The organism is Ligilactobacillus equi DSM 15833 = JCM 10991, assembly GCF_000615765.1.
GTDB classification, from domain to species: Bacteria; Bacillota; Bacilli; order Lactobacillales; family Lactobacillaceae; genus Ligilactobacillus; species Ligilactobacillus equi.
Genome location: NZ_BAMI01000054.1, coordinates 1 through 14,382, shown reverse-complemented (window position 1 = coordinate 14,382; position 14,382 = coordinate 1). Strand labels below are relative to the sequence as shown.

General features: G+C 39.5%; 25 protein-coding genes and 1 pseudogene. 19 read left to right on the top strand and 7 right to left on the bottom strand.

What is annotated here, in order from left to right; all coding sequences use genetic code 11:
- Positions 1-3: 3 nt before the first annotated feature.
- The 3 genes from JCM10991_RS09720 (at position 4) to JCM10991_RS09710 (ending at position 1,478) form a co-directional block, all read left to right on the top strand.
- A complete protein-coding gene (locus tag JCM10991_RS09720; protein ID WP_025021341.1) occupies positions 4-453 on the top strand; it encodes a DUF554 domain-containing protein in 450 nt (149 codons plus the stop codon).
- 156 nt (positions 454-609) lie between these two features.
- Positions 610-936 carry a putative quinol monooxygenase gene (locus JCM10991_RS09715; protein ID WP_025021340.1) on the top strand — a complete coding sequence of 109 codons (327 nt, stop codon included), beginning with the start codon at positions 610-612 and terminating at the stop codon, positions 934-936.
- Positions 937-998: 62 nt separating this feature from the next.
- Positions 999-1,478: a glutathione peroxidase gene (locus tag JCM10991_RS09710; RefSeq protein WP_025021339.1), complete on the top strand. Its 480-nt coding sequence runs from the start codon at positions 999-1,001 to the stop codon at positions 1,476-1,478.
- Between the two features lie 91 nt (positions 1,479-1,569).
- On the opposite strand, the gene JCM10991_RS09705 is transcribed toward JCM10991_RS09710, so the two are convergent.
- Positions 1,570-2,163: a TetR/AcrR family transcriptional regulator gene (locus JCM10991_RS09705; protein ID WP_025021338.1), complete on the bottom strand. Its 594-nt coding sequence runs from the start codon at positions 2,161-2,163 to the stop codon at positions 1,570-1,572.
- Positions 2,164-2,285: 122 nt separating this feature from the next.
- Here JCM10991_RS09705 and JCM10991_RS13620 point away from each other — a divergent pair.
- Positions 2,286-3,010 (top strand): annotated as a pseudogene (locus JCM10991_RS13620) (ABC transporter ATP-binding protein).
- Positions 3,010-3,561 carry an ABC transporter permease gene (locus JCM10991_RS09695; RefSeq protein WP_025021337.1) on the top strand — a complete coding sequence of 184 codons (552 nt, stop codon included), beginning with the start codon at positions 3,010-3,012 and terminating at the stop codon, positions 3,559-3,561. The pseudogene JCM10991_RS13620 and the gene JCM10991_RS09695 overlap by 1 nt, the downstream one beginning before the upstream one ends.
- A 149-nt stretch (positions 3,562-3,710) precedes the next feature.
- Here the strand turns inward: JCM10991_RS09695 and JCM10991_RS09690 are convergent, their stop codons facing one another.
- The 3 genes from JCM10991_RS09690 to JCM10991_RS09680 all read right to left on the bottom strand — a co-directional run bounded on the left by JCM10991_RS09690 (position 3,711) and on the right by JCM10991_RS09680 (position 5,935).
- Complete coding sequence (locus JCM10991_RS09690) at positions 3,711-4,844, bottom strand: site-specific integrase (protein WP_025021336.1); 1,134 nt, start codon at positions 4,842-4,844, stop codon at positions 3,711-3,713.
- A gap of 265 nt (positions 4,845-5,109) precedes the next feature.
- Positions 5,110-5,535, bottom strand: a complete 426-nt coding sequence (locus JCM10991_RS09685; RefSeq protein ID WP_025021335.1) for a hypothetical protein — start codon at positions 5,533-5,535, stop codon at positions 5,110-5,112.
- Between the two features lies 1 nt (position 5,536).
- A complete protein-coding gene (locus tag JCM10991_RS09680; RefSeq protein ID WP_025021334.1) occupies positions 5,537-5,935 on the bottom strand; it encodes a hypothetical protein in 399 nt (132 codons plus the stop codon).
- A 113-nt stretch (positions 5,936-6,048) separates the two neighbouring features.
- Between JCM10991_RS09680 and JCM10991_RS15430 the strand changes: the two genes are divergently transcribed.
- On the top strand, positions 6,049-6,249 hold the full coding sequence (locus JCM10991_RS15430; RefSeq protein WP_025021333.1) for a hypothetical protein: 201 nt from the start codon (positions 6,049-6,051) through the stop codon (positions 6,247-6,249).
- On the opposite strand, the gene JCM10991_RS09670 is transcribed toward JCM10991_RS15430, so the two are convergent.
- From JCM10991_RS09670 to JCM10991_RS09660, 3 genes are all read right to left on the bottom strand, one after another.
- Positions 6,246-6,626 (bottom strand): DUF2513 domain-containing protein, encoded by a 381-nt coding sequence (locus JCM10991_RS09670; protein WP_025021332.1) that lies wholly within the window; start codon positions 6,624-6,626, stop codon positions 6,246-6,248. The two genes, JCM10991_RS15430 and JCM10991_RS09670, sit on opposite strands and share 4 nt — an antisense overlap.
- Before the next feature lie 87 nt (positions 6,627-6,713).
- Positions 6,714-7,100 carry an ImmA/IrrE family metallo-endopeptidase gene (locus tag JCM10991_RS09665; protein ID WP_025021331.1) on the bottom strand — a complete coding sequence of 129 codons (387 nt, stop codon included), beginning with the start codon at positions 7,098-7,100 and terminating at the stop codon, positions 6,714-6,716.
- An 8-nt stretch (positions 7,101-7,108) separates the two neighbouring features.
- A complete protein-coding gene (locus JCM10991_RS09660; protein ID WP_025021330.1) occupies positions 7,109-7,450 on the bottom strand; it encodes a helix-turn-helix domain-containing protein in 342 nt (113 codons plus the stop codon).
- A 173-nt stretch (positions 7,451-7,623) separates the two neighbouring features.
- On the opposite strand from JCM10991_RS09660, the gene JCM10991_RS09655 reads away from it, so the two are divergent.
- From JCM10991_RS09655 to JCM10991_RS09590, 13 genes are all read left to right on the top strand, one after another.
- Positions 7,624-7,836, top strand: a complete 213-nt coding sequence (locus tag JCM10991_RS09655; RefSeq protein WP_025021329.1) for a hypothetical protein — start codon at positions 7,624-7,626, stop codon at positions 7,834-7,836.
- 47 nt (positions 7,837-7,883) lie between these two features.
- Entirely contained in the window at positions 7,884-8,615 is a 732-nt protein-coding gene (locus tag JCM10991_RS09650; protein ID WP_025021328.1) for a Rha family transcriptional regulator, read from the top strand.
- 1 nt (position 8,616) lies between these two features.
- Complete coding sequence (locus tag JCM10991_RS09645; RefSeq protein WP_025021327.1) at positions 8,617-8,835, top strand: hypothetical protein; 219 nt, start codon at positions 8,617-8,619, stop codon at positions 8,833-8,835.
- 70 nt (positions 8,836-8,905) lie between these two features.
- Entirely contained in the window at positions 8,906-9,217 is a 312-nt protein-coding gene (locus tag JCM10991_RS09640; RefSeq protein ID WP_025021326.1) for a hypothetical protein, read from the top strand.
- Positions 9,217-9,345 carry a hypothetical protein gene (locus tag JCM10991_RS16225; protein ID WP_263640311.1) on the top strand — a complete coding sequence of 43 codons (129 nt, stop codon included), beginning with the start codon at positions 9,217-9,219 and terminating at the stop codon, positions 9,343-9,345. Before JCM10991_RS09640 ends, JCM10991_RS16225 begins: the two co-directional genes overlap by 1 nt.
- Before the next feature lie 2 nt (positions 9,346-9,347).
- Complete coding sequence (locus JCM10991_RS15270; protein ID WP_155889638.1) at positions 9,348-9,521, top strand: hypothetical protein; 174 nt, start codon at positions 9,348-9,350, stop codon at positions 9,519-9,521.
- Between the two features lie 269 nt (positions 9,522-9,790).
- A complete protein-coding gene (locus tag JCM10991_RS09620) occupies positions 9,791-10,243 on the top strand; it encodes a hypothetical protein (protein WP_025021325.1) in 453 nt (150 codons plus the stop codon).
- Between the two features lie 21 nt (positions 10,244-10,264).
- Positions 10,265-11,161 carry a DUF1351 domain-containing protein gene (locus JCM10991_RS09615; RefSeq protein ID WP_025021324.1) on the top strand — a complete coding sequence of 299 codons (897 nt, stop codon included), beginning with the start codon at positions 10,265-10,267 and terminating at the stop codon, positions 11,159-11,161.
- On the top strand, positions 11,158-11,868 hold the full coding sequence (locus tag JCM10991_RS09610; protein WP_025021323.1) for an AAA family ATPase: 711 nt from the start codon (positions 11,158-11,160) through the stop codon (positions 11,866-11,868). The genes JCM10991_RS09615 and JCM10991_RS09610 overlap by 4 nt, the downstream gene beginning before the upstream one ends.
- Positions 11,869-11,878: 10 nt before the next feature.
- A complete protein-coding gene (locus tag JCM10991_RS09605; protein ID WP_025021322.1) occupies positions 11,879-12,532 on the top strand; it encodes a DUF669 domain-containing protein in 654 nt (217 codons plus the stop codon).
- A gap of 68 nt (positions 12,533-12,600) precedes the next feature.
- Positions 12,601-13,158: a helix-turn-helix domain-containing protein gene (locus tag JCM10991_RS14640; RefSeq protein WP_025021321.1), complete on the top strand. Its 558-nt coding sequence runs from the start codon at positions 12,601-12,603 to the stop codon at positions 13,156-13,158.
- On the top strand, positions 13,083-13,352 hold the full coding sequence (locus tag JCM10991_RS15265; RefSeq protein ID WP_155889637.1) for a hypothetical protein: 270 nt from the start codon (positions 13,083-13,085) through the stop codon (positions 13,350-13,352). Before JCM10991_RS14640 ends, JCM10991_RS15265 begins: the two co-directional genes overlap by 76 nt.
- Before the next feature lie 67 nt (positions 13,353-13,419).
- Positions 13,420-14,136 (top strand): ATP-binding protein, encoded by a 717-nt coding sequence (locus tag JCM10991_RS09590; protein WP_025021320.1) that lies wholly within the window; start codon positions 13,420-13,422, stop codon positions 14,134-14,136.
- Positions 14,137-14,382: the final 246 nt, after the last annotated feature.

Sequence of the window (14,382 nt, the reverse complement as noted above, 5' to 3'; positions counted from 1 at the left end):
TAGTTGACTTGGATAGGACACTTTCTTGAAAAACGCTTCGCCAAGCCAGGTGATAGTAACTTTGCGACAGGCTTTATTGTGACTTCGCTGACGGTTTGCATTGGTGCAATGGCTATTGTTGGAGCTTTACAAGACGGACTTAATCATGACCCATCTCTGTTGTATACTAAGTCTTTAATCGACTTTATCATTGTGCTTCTAATGGCGACGGTTTATGGTTTAGGTTGTAGTTTTGCGGCTTTGCCAATTTTGATTTTTGAAGGCGGGATAACCTTGCTGGCAGTTTTGATTCAAGGTTTTATTAATGATTCTGCCACCCAAGCGATTAGCTTAGTGGGAAGTACTTTGATTACGGTGATTGGGATTAACATGTTGTGGGAAGAAAAAATTAAGGTCGCTAACATGTTGCCAGCCTTAGTTGTCGCAGCTATTTATGTGCAATTTTTTAATTGAAAATAGTTAGTAAAAGTATAAATTAGTATAGTGGTAACTGTGATTAGAAGATTAGTAATCAAGGTTAACAGTAACTTTTGATGCCCTTTATATGTGTACGTATGTTTGTACATATAAATATATGTATGTTTAGAAAAATAGAAAGAAGTTGAGAAAATGGCTCTGACCATCAATATTTATTACCGGGGACAAGGTGATAATGCTAAGAAGTTTGCCCAAGAAATGACGGATAGTGGGATTGTAGCGGAAATTCGTTCTCGGCAGGTAATTTTGGGTTATGACTACTTTTATCCAAGTGATGATCCCCAAACAGTTTTATTGATTGATAGCTGGCAAGATCAAGCTTCTTTGGATGCCCATCATCAAACAGAAACTATGGCTAAGATTGCGGCTCTACGGGAAAAATACGATTTGCATATGACGGTTGAACGTTACCAAAAATTAGCTGATAATGCGGACGATGCCCAGTTTATTCGGAATTAATCAGTAAGTAGCATTTGATTACGAGTTGATGAAGTTATGATGAGCGAAAGTTGAGGTAGAAAATGGAAATTTATGGTTTTGAAGTTCAAGATTGGCAAGGCAAACCAGTAAGTTTAGATGCTTATCGTGGTCAAGTAATGTTGATTGTCAACACTGCCACGGGATGTGGCTTTACCCCTCAATATGAAGGCTTGGAAAACATGTACCAAGAATTTAAGGATCAAGGTTTTGTTGTTTTAGATTTTCCTTGTAATCAATTTGGTCACCAAGCACCAGGGAGTTCCGAAGAAATTAAAGACTTTTGTAGTTTCAACTATCATACGACTTTTCCGCAATTTGCGAAGATTGAAGTCAATGGCCCCCATGAAGCTCCATTGTATACTTTCCTCAAAGACCAAGCGCATGGTATTTTATCTGAAAAAATTAAGTGGAACTTCACTAAGTTTTTAGTTGATCGCCAGGGTAAGGTGATTAAGCGTTATGCCCCAACTGATACCCCAGAAAAAATCGCAGCTGATGTAGCAGAAATTTTACGGGGGTAGGTCTAAATAACATTCAATTTCAAAATAAAATCCGAGCTCAAATTTTGTCAAAAGCGAAATTTTGAGTTCGGATTTTTATTTTCCTAATAAGTTATGCGTGTGCTTTTTTGATGTTTTTGAGCGTGTCTAAAATTCCTTGGCCTAAGGGGCGATTGTAAACTTGTGGCCAGTGAGCTAGGTCGGATGGTTCAGATTGGCCAATAATTGCGACAATTCCCGCCATGATAAAGTTAAGGTCAGCTCTTTCATTTTGACTAAGGTCCTCTTCCTTAATTTCTAGCATATTGAGCCAGGTTGTACGAATAAAAGTGCGAAAAATAGAATTAAGATAGGCTGAATCGTTGCGGGTGTAAAGACGAGCTCGGGCAACATGAGCCAAAATCTCGGGATTTTCAGCAACAATTTTCTGAAAATCGTAAATATTATTAAAAAGTACCATAAATGGATTGACGCCTAAAATCGCCCCGGAAGTAATTTCCTCGGCGTTTTCATAAAAGAGTTCCTTTGCCATGGCATCAATATTTTTGAAATGGTAGTAAATAGACTTATGATTAACACCAGCTTCTAACGCTAACCGCTTGATAGTTATATCGGTGTAGCTTCCTTCTGCTAGAATCTTCCAGAAACTAGTGCTAATTTTTTGTCTAACAGATGGTTTATTGTTATCTTTTTTAGGTCTTGCCATAAAAAGCCTCCTTCTATTCTATTGTAACAGGAAATTAATGGGAATAACTTTCCTATTTTTTCCATTTAATTAGCTACACTTTTTAACTATACTGAGTTCATAAAATCAAGAAGGTGAGAGATATGATAGAAAAAAATTATATTTACATGCATAAACTTAGCAAAAGTTTTGAAAAACAAACGGTTTTGCACTCAGTAAATTTAACCGTTAAACCAGGTGAGATAATCGGGTTGATTGGTCCTTCTGGGGCTGGTAAATCTACAGCTATTAAGGTTCTATTAGGGATGGAGAAAGGTGATGGGGGCAAGCTTTGGTCTTAGGAACTAAGATGCCGAACCGTGAGATTTTAGGGCGCATTGGATATATGGCACAGTCAGATGCTCTGTATGAAAATCTTTCAGCGCAAGAAAACTTAATGTTTTTTGGAAAGATGCGAGGTATAAAAACTGCTGCTTTACAGGCAGAAATTGAATATGTAGCGCAAGTCGTTGATTTGACCAATCACCTTAGTAAGCGTGTCTCTGGATATTCAGGGGGGATGAAACGGCGCTTATCATTAGCGATTGCGATGTTAGGGCGCCCGGAGTTAATGATTTTAGATGAACCAACAGTCGGTATTGATCCGGCTTTACGCCATAAGATTTGGGTGGAGTTGGCTAAGATTCGTGATGAAGGCCGGAGCGTATTGGTGACGACTCACGTTATGGATGAGGCTGAATTAACTGACCGAGTAGCTTTGCTTTTACATGGGGATATTATTGCCTTTGATACGCCACAAAAACTAGAGAGGCAGTACCAAGTCAAAAGTATTGAAGAAGTCTTTTTGAAAGCTGAGGAGGAGAAATAATGAGAACTTGGGCAATCAGTATAAAAGTTATTAAGGAATTATTCCGAGATAAACGTACCTTGATGTTGATGTTTGTAGCACCATTATTAATTTTATGGTTGATGAGTATTATGTTTTCCGCCAATTCTGATACCAAAGTAAAGTTAGCGACTGTTGGTGTTGATGTAGGCGTGGTTAAGAAACTTGATAAGTTTAATGGGATAACTGTTAAAAAGTATGCAAGTAAGACTGGGGCTCAAAGGGCCCTTAAAGATAATAAGGTTGACGGGATGATTATTCAAGGAGATAGTCGTAAGTATAATGTAACTTATGCGAACACAGATGCGACCAAAACTGCGTTAACCAAGGCGGCCTTAAAAAATATTTTGGTTCAAGAAAATATCAGCAAGATGACCCAAATGGTTGTACAACAACAACTTATAATTACTCAACTTAAAGCACAGCTAACAGGACGAGCGGTCCCCCAAAATACTAGTCAGAGTAACCAATCTCAAAAGGAGATTAAAATCCAAAATTACTATAATTATGGGGATGATTGTGAAAGTCTGTAGCTCCCTTTACATATAGCTTTTTTATCCACAGAAAATTAATTGACAACGGAAAGGACAACGGAAAACAAAAAAATAACCCAGAAAATCGATTCTGGGTGCCATACTCTTTGGAGACGTAATTAATAATGAAAAACCTTAACTTGATTATCTTATACTCCATTCATGAAGTCAAGAAACTTACGTTCGGACTCAGCTTGAAATTGGTCGGTTAGGTGTGTGTACACATTAAGTGTCATTTCAACGTTTGCGTGACCCAGCCTTTTTTGTATTGCTTTTATGTTCACTCCCGCTTGAAAAAGCAAGGAAGTGTGCGTGTGCCTGAAGCCGTGAGGCGACAATCTTCGCAAAATTAGCCCGTGTTTCTCCATTCTGCCATATATTTTCCTTAACTCTTTAGAAACATTGTTGACGGCTCGATAAGCGCCTTTTGTGTTTGGAAAGACAATTTCACTTGTGCCTTGCTGGAGTTCCTTTAGCTTTGTCAAGGCTTCTATCGTCGTGTGATCAATTTTGATTTTTCTAATTGACGACGGAGTCTTTGGAGGGTTGATGATGGTTCGGTTAGTTACCCTATCGATTGATAAGGTCTTGTCAATTGATACTGTAGCCTTATCAAAATCTATATCGGCCCAGATCAAAGCCAGAGCTTCGCCAATTCGCATGCCGCTAAAAGCAAGCAATCTGTATAAAGCATACTTGTCGAAAGACTCATTTTCTCGTACATAATCAAGAAAAACCTTGAGTTCGTCTTTGCTATAAAAATTGTCTTTTTTCTCAACTTTTTTTCGTTTTACAAGCTTAACTTTTTTGAAAGGCGACACCTCTATCAATTCTAGTCTTTCGGCATATTCGAAAGGAGCGGTCAAGATTATCAGTTTCTGTTCTGGCTTTGCATAGCGGTTAGCAAGGTTGTCTGCTATCTGCTGGCATTCGTAAGGTCGGAAACTTGTAACTAATCTGTCGCCAAATTCGGCTTTCATACGGCCGTATTCGGCCAGCCTGAAACTTGCGGTCGTTTCTTTAACCGTCCCTCTGTAGCTCTCAAACCAGCGATGGAAGAGGTCGTCAAAGGTCATTTTATCTGCCGGTTTGCGCCCGCCATACTCACCACGATTAAATTGGTCTTGGAGCGCGCTAAAAGTCACTTGGGCTTCACGCTTAGTTTTGAAACCTCGGCGGGTTGTTCGCACTTCTTTGCCGGTTATAGGATCAGTTCCTAAGTAAGCCTTAAATTGCCAAAATTCTTTGCCGTTTTTCTTCTTATATTTTTCATAGTACGCCAAGATTTGTCACTCCTTTCAAGTTATGTTATAGTTGGCTTGTCCAAATATTCTGTAAGCTAGTTTTTGAGAACTACAACCAAGACTGACCTTTGCTTTTTTGCAAGGGTCAGTTTTTTGTCTAAAAAAAGCCTCTTTGCGAGGCTAGGGGTGTTATAACTTCAATGCACCACGTTGATTCACGGCGTAATCAGCTTCTGCGTCCGTATTAAAAATTCCACGAGAACTTCTTGCGATTTTTAGCAGACGAGATTCCTACAATTTTTCCCTATAGAAGGGATATGATGATGCTGACAACACCAGCGACTGCTCCGATGCCACCGATGATGATGGTACCCCAGAAGAATCGTCTGTTTTCTTTTTGTTGATTGCGTTGATATTCTCGTTCCTTTAACATTGCATTTTCTATTATCATAGGAATGGAATTGAATTTATCGTCAATTCTTTTTTCAAAACTATCAAATCTATCGTCAACTCTTTTTTCTAAATTATCAATTTTTACAAATGATTGATCTATCTTACTATCGATTTTATCTAGCTTATTTTGTGTCTCAAGTTGTGAAATTCTAAGTTCGTCGTGGGTAACATATTTTTTATTTTCCATGACAATTACACCGTCCTTTCTATCTTTATTATAATTGATAGATCCTTCCTGGTGAATGTCATTTCCTTTGATTTTCAAATCCCTAATCACATTAATCACCCTCTTTTTTGAAAGCAACACGGTAAGAATTAAGCTCTTTGCCGTCAATGTACGCAGAGAAAGTGTAGATACCTTCTTGAATTATGTCAAAGTTATTTAAGTCTCCTGAAATAGTAAAAGAGTCTGTATGATGTATACTCAATAATTGTTCTTTAGCGATGTCGAGAGTATATGGTGCTACTTCGTTCATTGGAGACTTAACCTCTATTTTCATAGTATGATTTTGTTCTTTGTCAAGCCCACTAACAGTTAAAAGAAATCCCATGCTAAACTTAGTAGGAATATATTTCAGATTAATTGTATTGCCAACAAGAATGTTATAGTATGACTCCTTTTCTATATTTTCCGTTATGTTTGGTGAAATCCATAAATTTCCAATTACTTCATCCATATAAAATCATTCCTTTCTACAATTTCACAACAACTCCGACAACACCTTAGAAACATACGGCTCAAAGGCGGCAAAAACTCTAATTATGTTATACTAATATCGAGGTGAATAACATGAAAAATAAATACGTCAACACCATTACGTTTAAAGATGAACGCATCTTCCTAGACGATATCGAATTAAAACAGATACGCTCTGCTAAATTAGATTTCAACGATTATGAGCAAAACCACGCCTCGGCCCCAGCAACGTTACATCTTACGATAGACGTAAACATTCCAGGACTGAGAAGTAGAATTGTAGATAACCTTTAGAAGTTACTGTCTATAAAGTCGGAAACAAATTTTTCAAAAACCGAATTAGCAACAACCTTAAGCGTTAATATGGATAGTCCGCCTAAAGAGCGGGCTATTTTTTTCGTTTTTGACCAATTTTGTTCGTTTCGTATTTTCGCTAGTAACGCATGACCCTCCGGTGTTAAATCTTCTATCTCAAAATTCAAAAATTGTTCATTAGTAAGTAATAGGTTGTTCATTTGTAATTGATTAACATGGTATACAAGCTCGTCATTACTGTATTTTTTCAATGAATCCATTTGTTCGTAGTAGGATAAAGGTATCTGTCTCCCAACCATGGAGTTTTGTTCGACGGTCAGGAGTATGTCTCTGATACAATTTTCATTCAAGCGCATAATTGTCAAAACCTCATTTCATTTGCTTCCCGCACAACCTTATTCGGTTTCGTATTTTTCAACTTCTTCTTCAACAGCATTGCTATCTCACAACAACTCCGACAACACCTTAGAAACATACGGCTCAAAGGCGAGGGGGAGGCCGAAGCTTTCTAAGAACTTGACGGGGCTGAGTTCGGCTTCGTCATATTCTGATCTGTAATTTTCCAATTCTTCCCTAATCATAAACCGGTTAGCTTCGGCTTCCATTTTCGTATGTAAGGCTGTCGTAGCATTGTATAAGTTTGACAGTCCTTTTTGCTTAGCAGCATGCCCTAACTCATGTAGAATTACTTTTTCTTGTTCGTGTTCATTTAAGCGGTTATCCACGATTATCCAGTTCAATTTATCCACGTACAAGCCACCGCAATCTAATTCGTCATATTTCAATGTGATTTGTTGTTCAGAGAGCAGAGCTTTAATTCTACTATCCATAAAATCACCTACGCTTTATTGTTGAGGTAAGCAGAGATAAGACCTTCCACGACATCTTTATCATGCTGATTAAGTTCCTTGCCATTGTAGGTCATAATGCTATCCATAATTTTCGCCAAGTCCTTTGTATCAGCGGAGTTTTCTTCCTTACCATCCCGACCTAGTAAGTAGTCGGTGGTGACTTCATATAGACTAGCTATTTTCGATAATGTTTCAAAGTCAGGTTGCCGTATTCCGTATTCGTAATTTCCGTAGGTTTGAGGTTTAATATGAATTTTATCTGCCACATACTTTTTGCTCCATCCCCGATTCTCTCTTAGATTAGTTAATTTGTCACTAAATTCCGTCATAAAAAACACTCCTTCCGTGTTGCTTTTTCACCATTATAGTAACACAAAAATTCAAAAAGAATTATTTTTAACACAAAAAGTGTATTTTTTTATTGACTAACACAAATTGTGGTGATATTATAATGGTCGTAAGGAACACAAAATGTGTTTATTTTAAGAAGGGAGGGAGTTAAATGACGGAAATCGTCAAAGAAAATGCCCGTCAAATTCTCGCTGATGAAATTGCAAAGAGAGGTTTGAAGAAAACCTATGTTGCTGAGAAAATGGGGTATAAAAACTTGCAAAAACTCTCATATATTTTGACCGGTCGGGATAAATTCACCGGTGACGTCGCTTTGCGAGCAAGTAAAGCATTAGGCGTTTCGTACAAAATTTTTTTGCGATAAAACAACACGTAACGTGTGATAAATGAATTGAGAAAGAGGTTAACAAAATGAATGATTTAGTAATTATGAAAGACCGCCAAGCGGTTACCACAAGTTTGCAAGTCGCCGAAGTTTTTGGCAAAGAACACAAGAATGTAATTCGCGCAATCGAACAAAAATTAGGTGAGCTCAATTTTGAGCCGTCCTCAAAAATGTTTGCCGAAGGGGCATATACCAATAGCCAAAACAAGAAAAATAAGATGTATTACCTAAACCGAGACGGTTTCACATTTATCGCATTTGGATTTACTGGTCGCCAAGCCGACGAGTTCAAACTCAAGTATATTCAAGCGTTTAACAAGATGGAAGAGCTGATCAAGAACCAACCTAGACTACCACAAACGGTAGATGAAAAGATTTACTTATTGCTACAGGCTTCTCACGAAGGAAACCAAAGAATTCAAAAGCTAGAAACGGACTTCCAGACGTTCAAGGAAAACCAAAAGCTTGAACCAGGAGAATACTCTTACATCGGACAACTTGTTAATAAGAAAGTATTTGGTTGGATTAAAGTTCACAAATTAGGTCTTAGCCGTCAGCAGAGAGCGTTGTTGTACAAAGATATCAACGCAGGAGTTGCTCAAGTTTGCGGAGTAAGAACAAGAACTCAATTAAGAGAAAAAGACTTTGAGACAGCTTGCGAGTTTATCGAGGAATGGACACCAAGCACGGCGACGATTATACGGATTAAGCAAATGGGAGGTGTCGCCGAAGGACAAACAGAATTGGAGGTTAACTAATATGGAATACGAAAACGTAAGAGAAGCTTTGAAAGCGTTGATTGAGATAACTTTTTCAGAATTGGAAACTGCACAAGTAAAAGTTATCAATGATAAGGAAAGCACCGTGCGTCCGTTTGAATTGGAGGATTTGCAAGACGCAAACAAAGAAATTTTGGCTCAAATTTGTGACATGTTAGGAATGTCGGACTTGTATTTAGAATCTCAAGAGGTTAGCTAATGGAAGATTTCTTAATTGAAGTTTATGTGGCGGTTGTTCGCAAATATGCGATGTATTACGGAGGTTAAAGATGGGAAGTGGATACCAAGAATTAAAAATCGTGTCTGACACGCTAGCTAAAACCTTAGACGGTGCGGAAACGTACGATGAACTTCGGTCGGAGGTTGATAAGGTTATCGCTCAAATCGAGTTTGCACTAGCAAACAAGAAAAAAGAGCGTGTGCCACCCGGCCACTTTACACGGCAACACGCTGCCGAATACCTTGATATGTCGCCTAACACCTTCGATGAGAGAATCAGGCCAAAAGTCAAGGCGAAAACAATCGGGAGCATGTTGCGTTGGAGCAAGAGAAGATTAGATGAATATATGGAGGAAGATTGATGGTTTGGTTAATCGTTATTTTCCTAGCCGTAGCTCTCACAGCTCACGTGCCGGAGCTTATCGGTTGGGTAGTTGAAAAATACACGACTTGGTTATACGCCGGGTCAAAACGTGGAAGGAGAGATTGAGAATGGCAAAAGTTATCATTGGTGAAATTTTGCAAGTATTAGCGTTGTTTATCGTCGTTGGTCTGGCCGGGTCAAGCGACTTAGGGAGGCCAGTTTGGTGGCCTGGCTTGTTTCTGGCAATCGTGGTTGGAATCGTCGGGTTACTTTTGGACCAAGACGAAAAAACCCGGCAATAACGCCGGGTTAACAATCACAAAGTAAATTTTATCACAGAGTAATTTTAACACAAAAAAGAGGTAAGGAAAATGAAAAAAAATTATCTTTAACAGCACACCAAACTATTGGATTCGAGTTCTTTTTTATGAAGATGGTAACAACTTCATTATGATCCGCAGCAAAAAGGGCGCGGGTTCAATCAATAAACCGGGAGTTCCTGGGCGTGACAAGTACCCAGAAGCGGAAGTTAATCGCATGATTGACTTCTTAGAAAGATAAGGAGGCTAATATGGCAGAACAAACATACAAAGTCAATTTCAAAGTAGACACAAGCGAATTAGATATAGCACAAGCAAAAGCAGACAAGCTTTTAGCGACGATGAAAGAAATAGAAAAGGTCGGCGAAAAGATTACCGAACCGAAAGCAGAAAAGTCATACGAAGATACTGCCCAAAAAATTACTAAAGGCATTTCGAAAAGCTTGCAGAACCAGTTCCCTATTCACAAAGAAGAAAGCCAGCACAAATATGCTGACCTCGAAAGTATGACTCCCAAGACTCCGGAAAAGTTTAGGCGAGCAGGCAGAAATACTATCAAAGTAATTAGCAATCGAAAAGTTCTTTTAAACGGGAAAGAGCTGATTATTAATTACCTGTCAATGGATAGTAGAAAGAGTTCTAATCGTCCTGAAGTGACTCTGAAGCTAGACGCCGTTCCTTTTGGAGCAAATATGAATGATTAATCAATAGGAGAATAAAACGAGATGGAAAAAATTGAATTAACCCTACCAGGCGGCAAGGTACAGATTGACGAAACTAAACCGCTTAGTTTCGAAAATTACGACCAACTCTTGGCAAGCACTAAAAAGTTTGCTAAGAAGTACGAAAACTTGGTGATTACGGAAGATACCGTCAAGGACGGAAAAAGTACCAAGGCAGAAATCACTAAATGGATTAAGGCTATCAACAGCGCAAAGCTGGAAGTTAAAAAAGCCTATTACACGCCTTTCGAAAACCAAGCCAAAGAGCTTATGGCGGTTTTGAAAGTTCCGGAAGCCGAACTTAAAGAACAGTTAGACTTATTTGAAGAAAAACGTAAGGCTTCCAAATTAGAGGAAGTCAAAGGATGGGTTGCCGAGGTTGCGGAAGCTTCCGGGGTTGATCCAGAAAAGGTTGAAATTAAGCCTAATTGGTTAAACAAAGGTTTCAACCGCAAAAAAGCAATTCCCGAAATCATGGTAGAAGTACAAGCGTTGCAGCTTATTCAAGCCGGTTGCAATCTTATTGAAGTCGAAGCAAGCCGATTAGGAGTTAACCCACTTCCTTACCTTAGGGACTTCGAGGACCGCTACTATATGGGTGCCAAACCGGAAGACCTAATCGAAACCATGCGAAATGACGCAAGCATTAAGCAAGAAATCGAAGAGGAAGAAAAACAACGCTTAGAGGCGCAAGAAGCACTTGAAAAAATTCAGCTTAAGCAGGTAGGGCCTAACGAATTTGTGGACCATGACGGACAGATTAAGCACCTTAAACACGAAGTCACATTCACTGTGAAAGGCAATCCGGAACAAGTCGACAACTTAGCGAATTTTATTAAAACTGCGCAAGGTTTAGAAGTGGTTTCGGCTAGCAAGCGAAAGGAAGTGTACGAGAAATGAAGTATATAAACGCAGCAGAACTTCCAGAGGTCCCGAATATGTATTTCATCTATGGAGACGGCGGGACCGGCAAGACAACGCTGTTAAAGCAATTTGAAGGGCCTAAACTACTAATGAGTTTTGACCACTCCGTCAATGCTATTCGAGGCGAAAAGGATATTGACGTTTTGCTTTTGGAACAAGCCGATATTCCGGTTATTCAAGAAACGGTAAACAGCGTGCTAGGAAGAGCGATTGGCTCCGGGAGGTACAAGACAGTCATGCTAGACAACGTGACCAGCCTTCAAAATTACGTCCTGGAAAACATCGACGGCAAAAGCAAGGATGGTCGCCAAAACTACCAAAAATTACAAGTTTGGTTTCGCGTTCTCGGAGAAAATCTCCGGAACTCTAACGTTACGGTAGTGGCCACAGCACACCAAGTTGATACAGAAAGCCAAAGCATGGACGGCAAAGGCCGTTTTAAGGCGGATATGAACGACAAGACGTTCAATGCTTTCACAGCCACCTTTGATTTCGTTGGTCGGATTTTTAAGGTTAAAGGCGAAAGATGGATTGATTGCGACCCTGAAACTGGCGACCACGGCAAGAATCGGATTGATGACCGTACGAAGTTTAAGGCTGCGGAGTTGGTTAATCCAAAACCGCTAGAAGAACCTAAGTTACAAGAAGTAGAAGAAGCAGAAAACAAAGAAGAAAAGGAATAGGTGATTAAACATGTTATTCAAAGTTGATAGCACAAATACATTCGGCGAATTTGTGGCAGTGGAAGAAGCGGGAAGTTATAACGTCCGCATTTCAAACGCAGAGCTTAAGACATCGCACGCTGGCAATTCTATGCTTGTCGTTGATTACGAAGTTACAGACGGGAAATATCAAGGCGGAACAATTCGTTTTGATCACATTGTTTGGTCTGATTACAACGAAGAAGCATTAAACTTATCTATCAAGCGGTTTAACACGCTATTAGTTGCGACTGGGGTAAACGATGGGACAGAAATCAACTCCTTAGATGCAGTAGCGCGTGGCTTGGTCGGACGTGAATTAGGGATTACTGTTGATTGGGACACAGAGCCGAACAATAAGGGCCGTTACAACTTGCGAGTTAAAGCCCGTTTCGCAAAGATGGCTAGCGGAAGCAAACCAAATGGTAAGCGCGAACCTAATCAAGCTCCAACAAATTCGGCAACAGCAATGGTCAACGGCTTTAATCAATCACGACAACAACAAGCACCAACACAAAATGGATGGGGTTCACCTAACCAAGGAGCACCAACAAACCAATCATTTAATCAATCGCCAACAAATTCGGCAACAAGAATGGGTAAGGGAGAACAAGTTGATATTCAAGATGACGACCTACCATTCTAGGAAGTTTATTTGCCAGTAAGCGTAGACTACCGGGCGGGTGGAAGGCCCGCCAGAGAGGAGGGGGAACGATGGCGATAATTCGCAACAAAAGAAAAGATAATTTTTCAATCATAAACAACGACGTCTTAAATGATGAAAGATTGTCTTTCAAAGCTCGCGGACTACTAGTCTATATGCTTAGCAAACCTGATGATTGGCAATTCTACACTAGTGAATTACAGAAACATAGTGAAAAAGACGGCCGCCGTTCGATTGAGTCAGCTTTAAAGGAAATTCAAGATGCGGGTTATCTAAAAAAAGAACAAAAGCATAAAAGTGACGGGTCTTTTGACAAAGTTAATTGGCTTTTGGTTGATAAACCAACGTTTTCACCGCAAGCACAAAATGTGCAAGCGCAAAACGTGCAAGCGCAAAACGTGCAAGCGCAAAATGTACAACTACTAAATACTGATAATACCAATACTAATAATACCAATACTGATAATACAAAAAATAATAGGTCAAACGAGTTTGACCGTGAGCCTTCCTTAGAAGAACGATTTAAAAAAATATGGAAGGACTACCCCAACAAGAAGGGAAAGCAGACGCTTATAAGGCCTATCAAAAAGCTGTTAAAGATGGGGTAACCGATGAAACCATTAAACAAGGAATTGCTAACTACAACAACTACATTGCAAACAGCCAAGTTCGCGAAAGATATATCAAGCACGGGTCAACCTTCTTTAATCAAAGAAGTTGGGATGATGATTACAATGTGCAGGAAGGAGCGGTAGGGAATCTTGAATACAACCGAACCACAGAGTACGACGACATCTTTTAAACCGGTGAGTGCATTCCTGCCACCTACAAAAAAGACAGAGATTACGTGTGATAAACATAACGAGTTCATGATTTTAGATTTCAATGGCAATCCGTTTTGTCAATCATGCTCACAAGAAACTCTCAGAGCTAAGTTAGAGCACGACATTAACCAAAACAAACCAGGGATGCGCGTCCTAAACTTTCGCAGTTACTGGCCCTATGCTGGTGACATTAAGCAAGCACGATTTGAAAATTCCGAAGTTACTACCGAGGAAGCTCGAAACAATGTTAATAAAATGCTAAACATGGCTAACCGCTATCTGGATAAAAAAGTTCGGGGTAATACAATCCTAACTGGCAAAGCAGGACATGGGAAGTCATGGGTAGCTGCAGCAGCTTTACGCTATGTGGCAGAACACACAGATCAAGAATGCCTATTCATTTCGTGGATTAATTGGACAAGGGATTATAACGACGCTCGGCAAGGGCGTTTGGAACTCAAAACCACACTTAAACGGATTATATCTGCGGATTTAGTGGTTTTAGATGATATTGGTGCCGAGTTCGGTGCTGATAGCGGTCAAAAGGACAACTTAACTGACGCCTTAGAATACATCTTAGAAAATCGCGATAGAACAATTATCACCACGAATCTTAAGACTAAGGAATTGAGAAATGGTTACCAAAGTAGTCGGGCTCTATCCCGAATGCTGAAAGGAATTAAGAAAAAGGACGGGTCTATTGATGACGACAGAATTATCGTTTACACGGACAAAAGCGAAGACTTACGACCCTACGGATAAAGCGAAAGTTGGTTTTATGGCTTTTCTAAGAGACGAAAGTCCGGAAGTAATGGAATTCAAAAAAGCTATAATTCGGGATTGTTATCCATGGATTAAAAAAAGGCAAAGGAGTAAAAACAATGAAAACAGCAGAATTACACGTGAAGTTAGACCAAAGCTTAAAGATGAAAGTGAAGGCAAGTAGAATTACCGGCAACGGCAGTTTAGCAGACGCCCAGGAAATGGGAATCCTTTAGCATCGTGGAG

Excerpts from the sequence above, each read along its gene's own strand:
- JCM10991_RS14640 (WP_025021321.1), top strand. The coding sequence starts at position 12,601 with ATGGCGATAATTCGCAACAAAAGAAAAGATAATTTTTCAATCATAAAC.
- JCM10991_RS15430 (WP_025021333.1), top strand. The coding sequence starts at position 6,049 with ATGAAAAATAAATACGTCAACACCATTACGTTTAAAGATGAACGCATC.
- JCM10991_RS09705 (WP_025021338.1), bottom strand. The coding sequence starts at position 2,163 with ATGGCAAGACCTAAAAAAGATAACAATAAACCATCTGTTAGACAAAAA.
- JCM10991_RS15265 (WP_155889637.1), top strand. The coding sequence starts at position 13,083 with ATGGAAGGACTACCCCAACAAGAAGGGAAAGCAGACGCTTATAAGGCC.
- JCM10991_RS16225 (WP_263640311.1), top strand. The coding sequence starts at position 9,217 with ATGGTTTGGTTAATCGTTATTTTCCTAGCCGTAGCTCTCACAGCTCAC.
- JCM10991_RS09640 (WP_025021326.1), top strand. The coding sequence starts at position 8,906 with ATGGGAAGTGGATACCAAGAATTAAAAATCGTGTCTGACACGCTAGCT.
- JCM10991_RS09665 (WP_025021331.1), bottom strand. The coding sequence starts at position 7,100 with ATGGATAGTAGAATTAAAGCTCTGCTCTCTGAACAACAAATCACATTG.
- JCM10991_RS09670 (WP_025021332.1), bottom strand. The coding sequence starts at position 6,626 with ATGCGCTTGAATGAAAATTGTATCAGAGACATACTCCTGACCGTCGAA.
- JCM10991_RS09620 (WP_025021325.1), top strand. The coding sequence starts at position 9,791 with ATGGCAGAACAAACATACAAAGTCAATTTCAAAGTAGACACAAGCGAA.
- JCM10991_RS09655 (WP_025021329.1), top strand. The coding sequence starts at position 7,624 with ATGACGGAAATCGTCAAAGAAAATGCCCGTCAAATTCTCGCTGATGAA.
- JCM10991_RS09710 (WP_025021339.1), top strand. The coding sequence starts at position 999 with ATGGAAATTTATGGTTTTGAAGTTCAAGATTGGCAAGGCAAACCAGTA.
- JCM10991_RS09605 (WP_025021322.1), top strand. The coding sequence starts at position 11,879 with ATGTTATTCAAAGTTGATAGCACAAATACATTCGGCGAATTTGTGGCA.
- JCM10991_RS09680 (WP_025021334.1), bottom strand. The coding sequence starts at position 5,935 with ATGGATGAAGTAATTGGAAATTTATGGATTTCACCAAACATAACGGAA.
- JCM10991_RS15270 (WP_155889638.1), top strand. The coding sequence starts at position 9,348 with ATGGCAAAAGTTATCATTGGTGAAATTTTGCAAGTATTAGCGTTGTTT.
- JCM10991_RS09615 (WP_025021324.1), top strand. The coding sequence starts at position 10,265 with ATGGAAAAAATTGAATTAACCCTACCAGGCGGCAAGGTACAGATTGAC.
- JCM10991_RS09590 (WP_025021320.1), top strand. The coding sequence starts at position 13,420 with ATGATTTTAGATTTCAATGGCAATCCGTTTTGTCAATCATGCTCACAA.
- JCM10991_RS09715 (WP_025021340.1), top strand. The coding sequence starts at position 610 with ATGGCTCTGACCATCAATATTTATTACCGGGGACAAGGTGATAATGCT.
- JCM10991_RS09645 (WP_025021327.1), top strand. The coding sequence starts at position 8,617 with ATGGAATACGAAAACGTAAGAGAAGCTTTGAAAGCGTTGATTGAGATA.
- JCM10991_RS09660 (WP_025021330.1), bottom strand. The coding sequence starts at position 7,450 with ATGACGGAATTTAGTGACAAATTAACTAATCTAAGAGAGAATCGGGGA.
- JCM10991_RS09650 (WP_025021328.1), top strand. The coding sequence starts at position 7,884 with ATGAATGATTTAGTAATTATGAAAGACCGCCAAGCGGTTACCACAAGT.
- JCM10991_RS09695 (WP_025021337.1), top strand. The coding sequence starts at position 3,010 with ATGAGAACTTGGGCAATCAGTATAAAAGTTATTAAGGAATTATTCCGA.
- JCM10991_RS09610 (WP_025021323.1), top strand. The coding sequence starts at position 11,158 with ATGAAGTATATAAACGCAGCAGAACTTCCAGAGGTCCCGAATATGTAT.